We start from the raw sequence: 13,774 nt of genomic DNA on the forward strand, positions 1-13,774 counted from the left end.
CTTTGTCCCCGTCATTCGACAGTTTATTCTAGAAAACGTAACAGAAGCTACTTTCGCTTGACCATAGTTTCGTTTTGCTGTCAATGCGTAACTCCTAAGCAATATAGCCAGCCATCCCTGATGCTGACAGACAGTCGGGACTCCCGATGGCGGGGCCGCATTGAGATCTTGAGCCAAAATATAGAGAGTAAATTTACTGGCCAAAGCGAAGTAAATGCAATCGTCGTCTACAGCTTAACCGCATTGAAATTTAGCTAGCAGCGTCAAACGAGACCCTCCTGAGCGCTGGCCTTGGGAGCGCTTTAATTTAAGCGGTAGCGGTATAGGGGGGAGAAGCTTTACCCTTCTGGTAGACGATTTCTCCCAGAATGTAGGTGGACTGAATAGCGCGGTCGTCTCCCATCATCACGAGCGAAAAGGTGCGGTCTGCGAGGTCGCTGAGGGAGCTAGCAACAGCAGCAGGATTGCGAAAGGCCATCAGCGGGGTCGCTCGCAGGTCAAGCACGATAAAGTCTGCTTCTTTGCCGACTTCAAAATTTCCCAGGGTGTCTTCCAAGCACAGCGCTCTGGCACCGCCTAGCGTGGCTAAAAATAAAGCCTGAAAAGACGACAGCTTTTGCTGACGTAGCTGCGCTACTTTGTAGGCTTCATTGGCAGTTTGCAAAAGTGAAAAGCTGGTGCCGGCTCCCACATCTGTACCCAGGCCCACTTTGACCGGGTGCGCTGCTGATTTTGCCTGATCAAGGCTGAAAAGGCCACTGCCGAGGAACAGATTTGAAGTGGGGCAAAAGGCGATCGCGCTTTTCATTTCCGAAAGCCGCTGGAATTCGGCATCGGTCAGATGCACGCCATGTGCAAAAACAGATCGCTCCCCCACCAGTCCCGCCTGATCATACGCATCCAGGTAGCCCTCGCAATCGGGGAAAAGCTCCTTCACCCAGGCCACTTCATTGACATTCTCTGAGATATGCGTGTGCATATACACATCTGGAAATTCCTTCAGCAACTCTCCTGCTTTGCGCAGCTGTTCATTACTAGAAGTGATGGCAAACCGGGGCGTAACCGCGTAGCGCAGGCGTCCTTTTTTATGCCACTTTTGAATTAAAGCTTTAGTCTCCTGATAGGAAGATTCAGCGGTGTCACAAAGGTAGTCTGGGGCATTGCGATCCATCATTACTTTGCCCGCAATCATGCAGAGCTGACGACGCTCTGCCGCTTCAAAAAATGCCTCTACGGACTGCGGAAAGACAGCGGCAAATACCAGCGCTGTCGTAGTGCCATTGCTCAACAGCTGATCTAGAAAGATCTCAGCAACTTTTTGAGCGTAGGCTTCATCTTGAAACTTCTCCTCAGTCGGAAAAACATATTGATCCAACCATTCCAGCAGTTGTTCGCCGTAGGCCGCAATCATCTCGGTCTGAGGATAGTGAATATGGGTATCGATAAATCCCGGCATGATCAGCCGTTCAGCATAGACCGTAGTGGGCAGATCCCCATATTCACTTTGCAGATCGGCGTAAGCGCCAAATGCCTTGATTTTGCCGCCATCGAGCACTAGCAGCCCGTCTGCTATGTAGCGGGCACTGTCTGCTTCGGGCGCATAGAAGGGATCGTCTACAAAATCTAAGAACGATCCGCGAATGGTCTTGAGAGGTGGCTGACCGGATTGGCTCGATTGAGAGGTCATCGAAGTAGCGCTACTGTTTGTTTTGATAGGACTGCTCTTGCTGAGCGTACTGTTTTTTATTGGCGTCTGCCTGGCTGGTTTGTTTCTCCTGGGCTTTAGCCTGGTCTGCTTGTTTGTCGGTGTAGCTGTAGTCAGCAGATTCCTGTTCTTGACCGTACTCCGCTTGCCCAGTATGGGACTGCCCTTGCTGGCTTTGGCTGTAGTCTTGAGTGGCTGCGATCGCAACCACCGTTACCAGATCGAACAGCGGCTGCATAGGGCGAAAGCGATCAACCAAAGCGTAGGGCCTCGAACGCAAACCTGAAAACGAAAACGGCGGCTAGAATCCAAGTAATCACCGGAATTTCGCGGGAGCGTCCGGCAGCTAACTTGGTAAACGGGTAAAGGATGAGGCCCGCAGATAGTCCAGCGGCAATAGAGAAGCCCAGCGGAATAAAGAACATGGTGACAAAGGCAGGAATCGCCTCTGTCAGGTCGCCCCAGCGAATGCTGAGAACGCTAGACATCATCAGTACGCCCACAATTAACAAAGCAGGGGCAGTCGCAAAGGCCGGAACCGCCTCGAAAATAGGCACAAACAGGAGTGCAATCATAAACATGATGGCAGCAACTACGGCGGTGAACCCTGTGCGCCCGCCTTCAGCAACCCCAGCAGCGGATTCGGCGAAGGTGGTAACCGTGGAGGTTCCCATGATTGCGCCGGCTGTAGTGGCGATCGCATCTGCAGACAGTGCCTGATTAGCCCGAGGTAACTCTCCTCTATCGTCAATGTAGCCCGCTTGCGTGCCAACGCCCATCAGTGTGCCAATGGTGTCAAACATATCTACAAATAAGAAGACCAGCAGCACCGCGAGAAAGTCAATAATATTACTGCCGTTAATGCCACCGAGCCCCACAAATGCCTGACCAAAGAGATTGGACGGAAATGCGGGGGCGGCGATGATACCAGTCGGAGCCTGGGCCACTCCGAACATCCAGCCCAAAATAGCGGTACCGCCTATGCCCCAAAGCAGCGCCCCTTTGATTCTTCTGACGATGAAGAAAACCGAGATAAAGATGCCAAAGGTAGCCAGCAGGGTAGCGGGCTCTCTAAAGCTACCAAAAGCCGTCTTAGTCACCTCATTCGCGACAATCAGCCCCGCCCCGCCCAATGCTGTGTCTCCGCTCAAGCCAATGTAGGCAAGAAACATACCAATGCCGACAGTCGTCGAGGCTTTGATGCAGTTAGGAACAGCCGCAATCAGGTGACGGCGAATATCGGTAACGGTAAGAGCAATGAAGATAATGCCCTCAATCAGCACAGCGGCCAGCGCTACTCGCCAGTCAATTCCTAGCCCCAAGACAACAGAATAGGCAAAGAAAGCATTCGTCCCCATTCCGGGTGCTTGCACAAATGGATACTTAGCGTAAAGCCCCATGACCAGAGTGCCGATGGCGGCGGTAATACCGGTCACCATCACCAGCTCTCGGAACAGATCACCTGGCTCTTGCAAAAACACCGCATCCGACATAATCAGCGGATGCACCACCAAAATGTAGGCCATGGTCATGAAGGTGGTTAACCCGGCCAAAATTTCGGTGCGAAAGTCGGTTCGGTGATGCTCAAAGTTAAAATATTTGGCAACCGATGCCTGCCATCCCGAGTAGGGCGGTGGCGATGACCCAGGCGGCTTTTGCTGAAAATCCATATCAGGATCAGGCTGATTCATAACATTCCCCGGAGAACAGTTTTTCTTTTTCTATGCCACACAGAGTTTGGAGTTTTGCTAGCAGGATGAGGGCTTAACGCTGAGCGGATTTTTTACGACTCTACCGGGGGTCTCCCACGCAGGTTGTCAAACACATCACACACTGAAAAGCAGGCTTCTCCCTGACGGCATACTTTCGCTATGCATACTGTATACAGGCAAAAAATGGGGAACTGTGCTAAATGCTACAGTTTGATGCTTGGAGAGACTGCTGCCGTTTTTCGTCAGGCGGCTCCTGCTAAAATGCCCTCCAGATCTAGAGATCTGAAGGGCATTTTAGGCTGATTAAGACAGCATTTTCGCTCAGCTTGCGTAGAGTCGCTCAAGCCAGTCGCGCCGTTCTTCTTCGATTGGCAGGTAGGGATAAAGGCTGGCTTTGTTGCTGTAGCGCTCTTCGGGTGAGATCAGGGTCGACTGAACAGATGTCTGAGGACGATGCACCATAAAGTCTATGATCGCTATGAGCGCCTGCGCTAATCTTGGTTGAAGTGGAGGCTGCTTTTGACTGTCAGATGGGTGGGGATGAAATTGATTCTGCATGATCTAACGGGAAATTAAAACTGTATATCCAGATACAATTTTAACCCTTAAATCAGACCTTGCCGGCGTAACCCTAAGAAAAATCAGCAACCTATCTCTTATGGCTAGGGCTGCAGCTATGACTGATGGTTCTGAATTTCTTTGACCACTCGTGCCTTGCTCGCTAACAAATGAAGCTGTATTGCAGCGGTTGCCGTAGCGGCATCTCGGCTAGCGATCGCCTCGTAAACCTGACGATGCTCCAGTCGAATTTCCAGCACCAGTGGATTTTTCTGGAGCGTCTGGATGCGAAGCAGCGCCATCGCGTCAAACAGCTGATCGAGCAGTGAAACCAGCCGTCGGTTACCCGAGCTTTCAGCAATCAAATGATGAAATCGGTAGTCCAAATCCAGCAATCCTAGCAGGGTCTGCACGTCAACATCTTGCGGATCTCGCGCTTCAGCCTGGAGCACACATTGCTCTAGCGCCTTGAGCTGCGGCTGACTAGCATGTTCGCAGGCTCCGGCCACCGCTAGCTTCTCTAGCACCAGGCGGCAATCGTACAGCTCTATCGCATCAGTGGCTGAAATAGTTGCTACCTGCAGTCCGCTGGTGTCGGCAATCACCAGGCCTTCTTTTTGCAGCTGGCGCAAGGCCTCTCGCAGCGGCGTCCGACTGACGTTGAGCCACTCAGTCAGCTGAGTTTCGACCAGACGGCTGCCTGGCACAAATGTACCGGTCAAGATTCCGGCTCGCAAAGCACTATAAACCTGCTCGTAAAGAGATTTGCGGCGCTGGATGGGCGAACGGGAAGATAATGTTGTTGGGTTCACAGACGTTACTGAAAGCTGACTAAAAGGTTAACTGAATTTGCTAGAAGGTACTATTATTCTATCGTTGTATACGGTATACAACTGGCTGTTGAGGGTTTAGCTGTAACCAAGACGACTGTCTGACCTGGATCACCCCGATACACTGCTACTTAACATGACACGTTAGAAAGAACTAATGGCTGATCCTGATGTGGGTGCGCTAGTAGGTGCCAGTCTGGTGATAGAACATACCGTCCCGGCTGGGGAGGGGCTGGCTTTTCGCTGGTGGCACGCTAAGGTGACCCGAGCGGCTAAGAACTTTAAAGGGCATATTCGCACCGATCTGTGTGCGCCGGTGAAGGGGCGGCAGCCCAGTCAGCCGATGAAGTGGTATTCGCTTGTTCACTTTGATTCGCCCGAAATGTTGAACCAGTGGGTTAATTCGCGCGATCGCGAAGCGCTGATTAGAACCGGGCGCAAAACGTTCGCCTCCTATCAGTTCATCTCTTTTTCTACCGGGCTCGAAGGCTGGTTTTCTCGCAGAACAGGCACCGAACAATCAGGATTGGGGCCACCGGCCTGGAAACAAAACGCAGCCGTCATTTTAGCGCTGTATCCCACGGTAATTATTCAGTCGCTGCTGTTTTCGGCACTGGGCCTGATGCAGTCTTGGACGCTGCCAAATTCTATGATCATCAACAACATTATTACCTCTTCTGTTCTGACCTGGGGCGTCATGCCTTTGGCCACCAAGCTACTGAGGTTTTGGCTTCGGCCTACCTATCAGCCGACAAATTGGAAAACAGATGCGCTGGGCGCTGGTGTTGTAGTTGTGGCCTTGGGCTCAATGGTGCTTTTGTTCAATGGATTTTAGGCTCAGCGAACGTATGAACAGCTTCTACAGTTTGCGGAATGTTGTTCTGGCTATTGTCATAACTAGCTTTGTGCTGGGCTGGGCCTGGCTTGGCTGGCTGACGCCAACTGGGAGCAGCTTGCATGAGCCTTTAGCTCAGCCTATTGGTGAGACTGCCCTCACTCCGTCTTTGAAGCAGCTATGAGTCACAACAACAGCAGATTCGGGCGTGGGCTCGCTACGCTGGGCGATCGCTCAGGCAAACGCAGCCCCAGATAGCGATCTAATTGACTTGAGTGGGGTAAAAGGAGCGATCGCTTTAGAAAGTCCCCTACCCGCAATTACCAACAGCCTGACGCTGGCAGGCTGTTGGTAATACTATTAGCGGCAACAGTCAGCACCGCATCCTTGAAATTAATAGGGGAGACGGTGGCAATGGGGGAAATGGCGGCTTTGGCGGGGCTATTTTCGTGCGTTCAGGCAGCTTAATATTGCACCAGGTGCGGTTTGAGCGGAATGTAGCGATAGGTGGGGGAGGGCGATCGCCCGGTCAGGGCAAAGGCGGCGCAATCCTTATTAGTCCGCACAGATCGATAGACCAGGCTGGGGCTGGGGCGATTCACCTAGCGTTTCGTTGCTAGGTGAATCGCCCGTCTTTATCGAGAACAGAGCTGCTGATGCGGCTGATCTGACCACCGATAATAACGATGTCTATGGGACAATTTCTCAGCGGTAAAGCAGCGCTATGAGTTCTGGCAGGCGGAGTTTCTATCGTATGAGATAATCGGGCGGTCAGCCGAGAGTTTGAACTTATGCAACCCGCTCTTCCTCCTAATCTTTCTAAGATGGGCTGTGGCACCTGGGCCTGGGGCAATCGTCTCCTTTGGAACTATGACGAAGCGATGGACGATGAGCTGCAGTCTGTGTTTGACCACTGCGTCACCCAGGGCGTCACCCTGTTTGATACCGGTGACTCCTACGGTACCGGTAAGCTCAATGGCCAGAGTGAAAAGCTGTTGGGCCGATTTAGCGCAGCTTACCAGGGCGAAAACAAAGCGCAGATCTGTCTGGCTACTAAGCTTGCCCCCTATCCCTGGCGGCTGACTCGTCAGTCGATGATTGCTGCTGGACGGGCTTCCAGGCAGCGATTAGGACGGCTGGATTTAGTGCAGATGCACTGGTCTACCGCTAACTATTTGCCCTGGCAAGAGCGACCTTTACTGGACGGTCTAGCGGCGCTATGCGATCAGGGGTTGGCGCAGAGCGTTGGCCTTTCCAACTACGGGCCTGAGCGATTGCAGTGGGCACATCAGCGCTTAGCTGACCAAGGAATTAAGGTTCAAACTTTGCAGGTTCAGTATTCGCTGCTGTCTACCTATCCGGTCACGACTCTAGGTCTCAAGTCGGTCTGCGACGAGCTAGGCATTCAGCTGATTGCCTATAGCCCGCTGGCGCTGGGCCTGCTTACCGGCAAGTACGCTGACAAATCCGATTTGCCCAAAGGACTGCGAAAGTTTGCGCTAGGCCAAATTTTGCCAGGCGTGAAGCCGCTGCTGGGCTGTCTCAAAGCGGTGGCCACCGCTAGAGGTAAGACTATGGCTCAAGTGGCGATTAACTGGTGTATCTGCAAAGGGACAATCCCGATTCCGGGTGCTAAAACGCTGCGCCAGGCCAAGCAGAATACCGGGGCGTTAGGCTGGCAGCTCGACAACGCCGAGGTGAGCGAGCTAGATACGGCCTCAGCCGCCTGCGATAAACAGATGGTGCAAAATATCTTCCAGACTGGCTAGACCGCATCACTCAGCAGGCAAACCCGATTAAACTGAAGGGGTGACAACAGCGTTTCTGTGCCTTTACCCTCATTAGCTTGCTCTTTATGTCCTCTGTTTCCCTTAGCTGGTCTGAGCTAGAAGCCCTTACCGATTTTCAGATAGACACCGTCAATGGGCCAACCAATGCGCAGGCCCGGTTGCGGTTGTTTGGCCGCAGCGAGGCCGATGTGCGGGTAACGCTATACCGTGACAATCATGCCTGGTGCCCCTACTGTCAAAAGATTTGGCTGTGGCTAGAAGAAAAACAGGTGCCCTACCGCATCGAAAAAGTCACGATGTTTTGCTACGGAAAAAAAGAAGACTGGTATAAGGCTAAGGTTCCCTCTGGTATGTTGCCTGCGGTTGCGCTTGATGGGCGGCTGGTCACGGAGAGCGACGATATTTTAATGGCGCTAGAGGAGACGTTTGGGCCGCTGGGCTCAGGAATGCAAGATTCTGCTGTTTTAAAGCTGCGGCAGCTAGAGCGTTTGCTGTTTAGAGCCTGGTGCGGCTGGCTCTGTCAGCCTGCCCGCTGGTTTTGTCAGGAGCAGTCCAACCATGACCAGTTTGTGGAAGTCGTCGCTCAGGTAGAAGCCGCGTTAGCTCGCACGTCTGGGCCTTACTTTCTCGCAGACTTTAGCACTGCCGATGTGATCTTTACGCCCTACGTAGAGCGGATGAACGCCAGCCTGTACTACTACAAGGGCTATTCGCTGCGAGAAAAAAATCCTCACCTGTCTGCCTGGTTTGATGCAATGGAGAGCCGCGCTACCTATCGGGGTACCCAGAGTGACTTTCATACTCACGTTCACGATTTACCGCCTCAAATGGGTGGCTGCTGGGAAAATGGCGAGCCGCAGATGCTGCGCAATAAAGACCGGGTAGATAATGGCCCCTGGCAGGGATTGCCAGATGCGACTTACCCTGAGCCAGAAAGCGCGACGGCTGAAGCCTTGCAGCGGGTGATCAAACATCGGCAGAATATTGTGCGAGCAAACCCTGATAACGAAGATCGCTTTGATCAGGCGCTGCGCTGCGCCCTGACGCAGATGATGACAGGCGAAATCTGCCGTCCACCGGCTGATAGTGATCTGGGTTTGCGGTATTTGCGCGATCGCATCAATGTCCCCCGCGATATGTCAATCTACGCGGCTAAGCGATTGAGAGCAGCGCTAGAAGACACGGCGGCGTTAGCAGGCGATCGCCAGGGGCCACCCATCCCGATCAGACATCGACGCGATCAAGATCCGGCTACCTTTGCTATGCAAGCGAGTGGATAGTTTTCATCTGCATTATTCGAGCGATCGCTGCGCTAGCTACAGCCAGCTACCGAGCAAAATGTAAGGAGCCCAGTAGATCGGATGCTGGTATTGAGGGTCTTTGAGTAGCTGTACTTGGGCCGTGCGTAGGGCAGCGGCTCGGGTTGCGCCGGGCTGCTTGAGCTGCTTGTAAAAATAGCCGGCAAACTGAGCGGTAGCTTCGTCATTAATGGCCCACAGCGTAGCTACCGTACTGCGAGCACCGGCTTTAATAGCGACCCCTGCCAGCCCTAAGGCGGCTCGTTGATCGCCGCTAGCCGTTTCGCAGGCGCTTAAGACCAGGAGCTGAATGGTAGCGCGATCATTCGGATTAACCTGCAGTATCTGGCTCAATTCTCTCACCGTGATCCGGTCGTCCCAGGCGATTAAATAAGTCTCTTCTGGCGTAGAGCTAAACTGACCGTGCGTAGCAATGTGAACAATTGGATAGTTGGCCGACTCTAGTTTTTCAGGCAGTGACTTCTGCGTAAAATCTCGGTTTAAGAGCACAGTGCTGCGCTCAAAAGTAGCTGTGATCTTTTCAATTTCGCTAGCGACATAGGGAAGGGGCGATCGCCCCAAACGACCCTCTGTCAGGCCAGCGACGAGCACATCCAAATTTGTTGTGTCCCAGGGCTCAGGCTTTAACAGCTTGAGGCCGGGTGCTAAAGCAACACCGTAGTCTTCAATCAAAAAGTGGCGGCCATCGTAGAGTGCGGCCATCGGCAGACTTTGCAAAGGCCCATCTAAAACAAACACCAGCGTGTCTACGCCGCTGCTGTCAATCGCCGCACGAGCTGGGCCAATCAGCCACTGATAAACTATTTCAGCTGTAGAAAAATACTCTCTACGACTGCGGATGACTAGCTGTTGGCGCAGTCGAGCGGCCGTCTCAGTCACCACGCTCGCTGAGACTGTCGTCGTGAAGTATTGCAGCGGCTGGTCGGGCAAACGCAAAATCACCGCCAGGCGATCTTTGAGAATAATCGAATAGACAATTGCTGCTCTAGGGTCTACCTGATTGATGTTGATGGGCTCAATATCGGCGCAGGCTTCTTTGAAATAGTCGTCGAGTTCTGCTAATCGCAATGATTCGATCACCGCTTGCGCATTGACCAGATCTGCCTGACTGACCGCGTCCGACGATAGCAGCAGCCTCACTAACTGGCGATAGATGGGCTCTGCATTCTCCTTAAACGAAAACTGAGCGCTATCTCCGACTGCTGCTAAGTCGCCGCGCAGACCAGAGAGGGTGGCGATCGCCTGATTATAAGCATCGAGCGCTGCGGGCACAGCCTGCTGCGGATTGTTAGGAGCCTGCCAGATTCTACCTAGCTGCCACTGCCATTGATAGGTCAAGGCAGCCGCATTCAGGCGGTTGCTCAGTTGGAGGGCTTGCTGAGTGAGATCTTGGGCGATCGCCCACTGCTGAGTTTGCTCATATACCCGACCTAGCGTGCCGACGGCGTAGGCTTCGGCTCTCATATCTCCTAGCTCACGGGCCTGCTGGCTGGCTCGCTGTAGCTGCTGAGCAATCGTCATCCAGCTAAGGCCGACGGCATTGGGATCGGTCTGCTTGATCCGGATCAGGCTGTGCGCCCAGTTGACCTGGAGATAAACAGTTGTGCGGCTAGGCGGCAAACTGGCAAACTGCGCCTGAATCTCAGGCCATAGCACGGCAGCAGTAGACCACTGAGCGGTCTCCACCCCCAGCTCTAAGAGGGCAAGCTGAACGGGCACTCTCTGGGCGGCTGAGCCGCTTTCTAAGCTCAGTGCCTGCTGGTAGAAGGCTTGAGCTGCTGCTTTATCGCCCCCGCTATAGGCAGTGTGGCCCAGACTGAGCAAAGTAGCGCTGACTTCTGCGGGCAGATCGTATTGTTGGGCGATCGCCAGGCTCTGAGTCAGCGTCGTCTGCGCTTCTGCAAGCTGACCGTTCAGGCGCAGGGTCTCTCCAATCCGCCTGAGCGTTGTTGCCTTCAGCGGTGAAGGCGGCTGCTCGGCCATCGCTGCAATGACGCTGGTGAGCCGTTCAAGTGCCTGCCGGTAAAACCCCAATTCTCTCAGAGCCTGGGCCTGGTTGATGCGAGCGCGATCGCTGCCAGTGGTATCGCCGCCCTGTCGGTAGGCCGCTTCAGCCTGTTGCCAGATTTCCAAAGCCTGGCGGGAGTGACCTAGCGCCATTTGCAGACTGCCCTGAGCCATCAGCACTTGGGCCTGTATTCGCTGCTGCATAGGTGTTTCAGGCTCACCTAACATGGCCAGGCTGCTATCAATCGCAGCCTGTGCGTCTGTCCAGCGGCCTAGCTGCTGATAGGCCAGTGACAGGTTGCTCAGGGCACCGGCCTCGGCAATAGCGTTCTGCTGGGCGGCGTAGCTTTGCGCTAGATGTTGCCAGAGAGCGATCGCGCCCAAAAAATCACCATCGAGATACCGCGCTCTGCCCTGCTGCTCCAGCTGAGTAGGCGTGAGCTGAGGAGCGGATTGACTAACCTGGCTGACGATTAAGCGCTTGGCTGCTGTCGAATCGGTTGTCTGAGCAGTGACTATGGTCTGGGCAGTGACTATGGTCTGAGAGACAGTGATCTGAGAGACAGCGGTCTGAGAGACAGCGAGATTGTTGCCGGGCTGATGAGCCCATGCAAACGAGCCCATACCCATATAGGAGGAGCCGGTTAATCCAGCGCTACAAAGGCTGATGAACCATCCTAGAAGGAGCGCTCTCACAAATTTCAGTTGGTACCATTGTTTTCGCCCTGAAGATTTTTGCGCTGAAGACTTTTGCACTATCAAAGCTCCTGAGCCAGCGGCATCACCCGGCACACGGTGCATCAATCTGCCCATCTGAAGTCGCTGCTTGGGGCGCTGTGGTTAGCACGATCTGGTTTTGATTGTTCGTTGCCCAGCTGCTAGCCTCTATCCATCCCGACGAGGTGAGCGAGTTCTCTCCGGGTTTCTCTGTCGGGCTAAGCGCTGCTTCACTGCTAGATAGCGGCGCTGGTGGTAAGGTCTCCCAATCAACCGGCCCTAAGTCAATCAGTGGCGCTGTTATTTCTATGGCCTCGGTTGGCGCTGCGGGCAATCCGCCTCGTCCGGTAATTACAAAGCGGTTATCCTCAGCCTGACAGCTCTGGACGACGGCAGCCTCACTCTCTAAAACTTGCCTGGGTAGCTCTGTCGTCGCTTGGTCAACGTTTGCGGTCGGCTGATCAACTGCAATGGTCCCGCTGATCCCAAAGTCGGAGCTAGCGTCAACATCGTTAGTGCGATTGCCCGCGATCGCCCGTCTCTCAGCAATGCCGTACAGCCCTAGGGTCTCAATGGTAATATTACCCCCCCGTCCTTGAGCGGCTCTGGCAATAATGTCGCTATCTTCTAAAGGAGCCGCCACTACAAAACCCGCCTCAATGGCAATATTGCCCCCATTGCCCATGCCGTTGCCCGTCCCCGCTTGCGCCGAAATCACACTGCCGCGTCGCAGTACCAGAGTTTCTAAATTATCCAGCCGAATATTGCCGCCGTTGCCAAAGGCTGCCGCCGCTGTCAGCCGGGCTCCATTGTCTAGCCTGAGCGATCGCGCATTGACCGCCAGCGTACCCGAATCACCTAAGCCAAAACTGTCAACCGCTATCCGACTACCCTCGTTGATGCTCAGTGAATCTGTATTAATAGCCAGATTGCCCCCACTGCCAGCCCCAAAGGACACCGACTGAATTTGAGCACCCTCAGTGACGGTGAGCTGACGGGTGTTAATAATTAAGTCACCGCCTGCTCCTGAGCCTTCCGTCGAGGTGGTTATTAGACTGGGCGAGAAGCGCCCTGATCCCCTCAGCGTAACCGCATCTGAGGCGTTGATGGTCAGCGTGCCGCCATCACCCGCCCCAAAGGTGCCGCCAGAAATCAGTGCGCCAGACGTTACCGTTAATTGCCGGGTAGCGATGCTTAAGCTAGCGCCATCACCGTCAAAGGCTGAAAAGAGAATGCCTGTGCCGGTAATGACTACAGACTCACTCGCGATCAGCGCTATTGATCCGGTTGATGAACTACCTAAGCTAAAGTTAGTGATCGCTGATTGCTCTGCCACCGTAACGCTGCGACCCTGAAGCGTGATTTGCCCACCTTCACCGCTAGCATCGACCAAAGATCTGTCGGTGAGCTGAATGTCTCCAAAAGCCTCTGTGTCTGAGTAGCCCAGTCTGAGGTCGGGCAAGAGCAAAACCTGACTATTGGCAGCGACACTGCCAATTCCTATCCGCCCGCTGCTAGCCGTCAGGCTACCGTTCTCCAAAGCAACGAAACCGCCCACTAACGAAAGCGTTCTGCCAGCGTCCACCTCTAGACCAGCGGGCTCTCCTAAGGCATTACTCGCGCCAGCTAGGCTAGCCTGAGACCGGTTGATGATAGAGCCTGGGCGATCGCCAAACTGAAATCCAATCGGGGCGCTGACCTGCAGCGTGGGCAGCGTGCTGTCTGTCGCACTAAACCGTACGCCGTTTGAGAACATCACACTGTCAGCAGTGCTAGCGATGAAAGAGCCTGGGCTCACCAAAGCCGACTCAGGGCCGAAAATAATACCCCGAGGATTGATCAGAAAAAAATTGGTCTGGCCACCACCAGCGATCGCCAGCGTCCCCTCAATCGTAGAAGCGATGCCAGAGACCCGAGCAAATATATTAGCAGCGCCCCCACTTTCAAACGTAGCGGTAACACCAGCTGGAATACTCAACTCGCTGAAACTATGAAAGAGGCTGTCGTCTAGTCGGCTGCCGCCCAGTACTGTGCAGTCTGTCGCACAGTCGATTCCGCCAACAAGGGTGGTCTGCGTCGTGCCATCGGGCCTTACCCTAAGCGGCTCGCTCTTGGCAGGTAGGCCAAGGCTGTAAAAAGCAACGGCAAAACCACTGACAAAAAGAGGTATAAAGCTATACTGTTTGGCCATGTGAGCTGATGAGGATATAGAAGCTGACGAAAGGGTCAGTGCGCATCTGTAGGAGACAACCATAACTCCATCCTCTTTCTGACTTTGAGAAAGCTGGAAGTCAGGCATTC

General features: G+C 53.8%; 12 protein-coding genes. 4 read left to right on the forward strand and 8 right to left on the reverse strand.

Features of this window, described 5'->3' with window-relative positions:
- Nucleotides 1–307: 307 nt before the first annotated feature.
- From guaD to CKL79_RS03475, 5 genes are all read right to left on the reverse strand, one after another.
- Nucleotides 308–1,687 (reverse strand): guanine deaminase, encoded by a 1,380-nt coding sequence (guaD, locus tag CKL79_RS03455; protein ID WP_121968200.1) that lies wholly within the window; start codon nucleotides 1,685–1,687, stop codon nucleotides 308–310.
- A 10-nt stretch (nucleotides 1,688–1,697) separates the two neighbouring features.
- A complete protein-coding gene (locus tag CKL79_RS03460) occupies nucleotides 1,698–1,943 on the reverse strand; it encodes a hypothetical protein (RefSeq protein ID WP_205878982.1) in 246 nt (81 codons plus the stop codon).
- A gap of 13 nt (nucleotides 1,944–1,956) precedes the next feature.
- Nucleotides 1,957–3,375 (reverse strand): NCS2 family permease, encoded by a 1,419-nt coding sequence (locus tag CKL79_RS03465; RefSeq protein ID WP_170943967.1) that lies wholly within the window; start codon nucleotides 3,373–3,375, stop codon nucleotides 1,957–1,959.
- A gap of 363 nt (nucleotides 3,376–3,738) precedes the next feature.
- Nucleotides 3,739–3,879 (reverse strand): hypothetical protein, encoded by a 141-nt coding sequence (locus CKL79_RS23040; RefSeq protein ID WP_170943953.1) that lies wholly within the window; start codon nucleotides 3,877–3,879, stop codon nucleotides 3,739–3,741.
- A 212-nt stretch (nucleotides 3,880–4,091) separates the two neighbouring features.
- Entirely contained in the window at nucleotides 4,092–4,787 is a 696-nt protein-coding gene (locus tag CKL79_RS03475) for a GntR family transcriptional regulator (RefSeq protein WP_121968204.1), read from the reverse strand.
- Nucleotides 4,788–4,962: 175 nt separating this feature from the next.
- On the opposite strand from CKL79_RS03475, the gene CKL79_RS03480 reads away from it, so the two are divergent.
- Nucleotides 4,963–5,640, forward strand: coding sequence for a hypothetical protein (locus CKL79_RS03480; RefSeq protein WP_121968205.1), 678 nt, complete (start codon nucleotides 4,963–4,965; stop codon nucleotides 5,638–5,640).
- Between the two features lie 208 nt (nucleotides 5,641–5,848).
- The gene (locus CKL79_RS23050) at nucleotides 5,849–5,995 is read left to right on the forward strand and encodes a hypothetical protein (RefSeq protein ID WP_170943955.1); all 147 of its coding nucleotides are present in this window, start codon (nucleotides 5,849–5,851) and stop codon (nucleotides 5,993–5,995) included.
- A gap of 109 nt (nucleotides 5,996–6,104) precedes the next feature.
- Here CKL79_RS23050 and CKL79_RS23055 read toward each other — a convergent pair whose 3' ends face one another.
- Nucleotides 6,105–6,242: a hypothetical protein gene (locus tag CKL79_RS23055; protein ID WP_170943956.1), complete on the reverse strand. Its 138-nt coding sequence runs from the start codon at nucleotides 6,240–6,242 to the stop codon at nucleotides 6,105–6,107.
- Nucleotides 6,243–6,431: 189 nt separating this feature from the next.
- On the opposite strand from CKL79_RS23055, the gene CKL79_RS03485 reads away from it, so the two are divergent.
- Nucleotides 6,432–7,409, forward strand: a complete 978-nt coding sequence (locus CKL79_RS03485) for an aldo/keto reductase (RefSeq protein WP_121968206.1) — start codon at nucleotides 6,432–6,434, stop codon at nucleotides 7,407–7,409.
- Between the two features lie 86 nt (nucleotides 7,410–7,495).
- Entirely contained in the window at nucleotides 7,496–8,710 is a 1,215-nt protein-coding gene (locus tag CKL79_RS03490) for a glutathione S-transferase family protein (protein ID WP_121968207.1), read from the forward strand.
- A 36-nt stretch (nucleotides 8,711–8,746) separates the two neighbouring features.
- Here the strand turns inward: CKL79_RS03490 and CKL79_RS03495 are convergent, their stop codons facing one another.
- Nucleotides 8,747–11,380 carry a CHAT domain-containing protein gene (locus CKL79_RS03495; protein WP_170943957.1) on the reverse strand — a complete coding sequence of 878 codons (2,634 nt, stop codon included), beginning with the start codon at nucleotides 11,378–11,380 and terminating at the stop codon, nucleotides 8,747–8,749.
- A gap of 157 nt (nucleotides 11,381–11,537) precedes the next feature.
- On the reverse strand, nucleotides 11,538–13,664 hold the full coding sequence (locus CKL79_RS03500; protein ID WP_170943958.1) for a filamentous hemagglutinin N-terminal domain-containing protein: 2,127 nt from the start codon (nucleotides 13,662–13,664) through the stop codon (nucleotides 11,538–11,540).
- Nucleotides 13,665–13,774 lie beyond the last annotated feature (110 nt).

This window comes from Leptolyngbya sp. BC1307 (assembly GCF_002286735.1).
In the GTDB taxonomy this organism is placed as follows: Bacteria; Cyanobacteriota; Cyanobacteriia; order Phormidesmidales; family Phormidesmidaceae; genus Phormidesmis.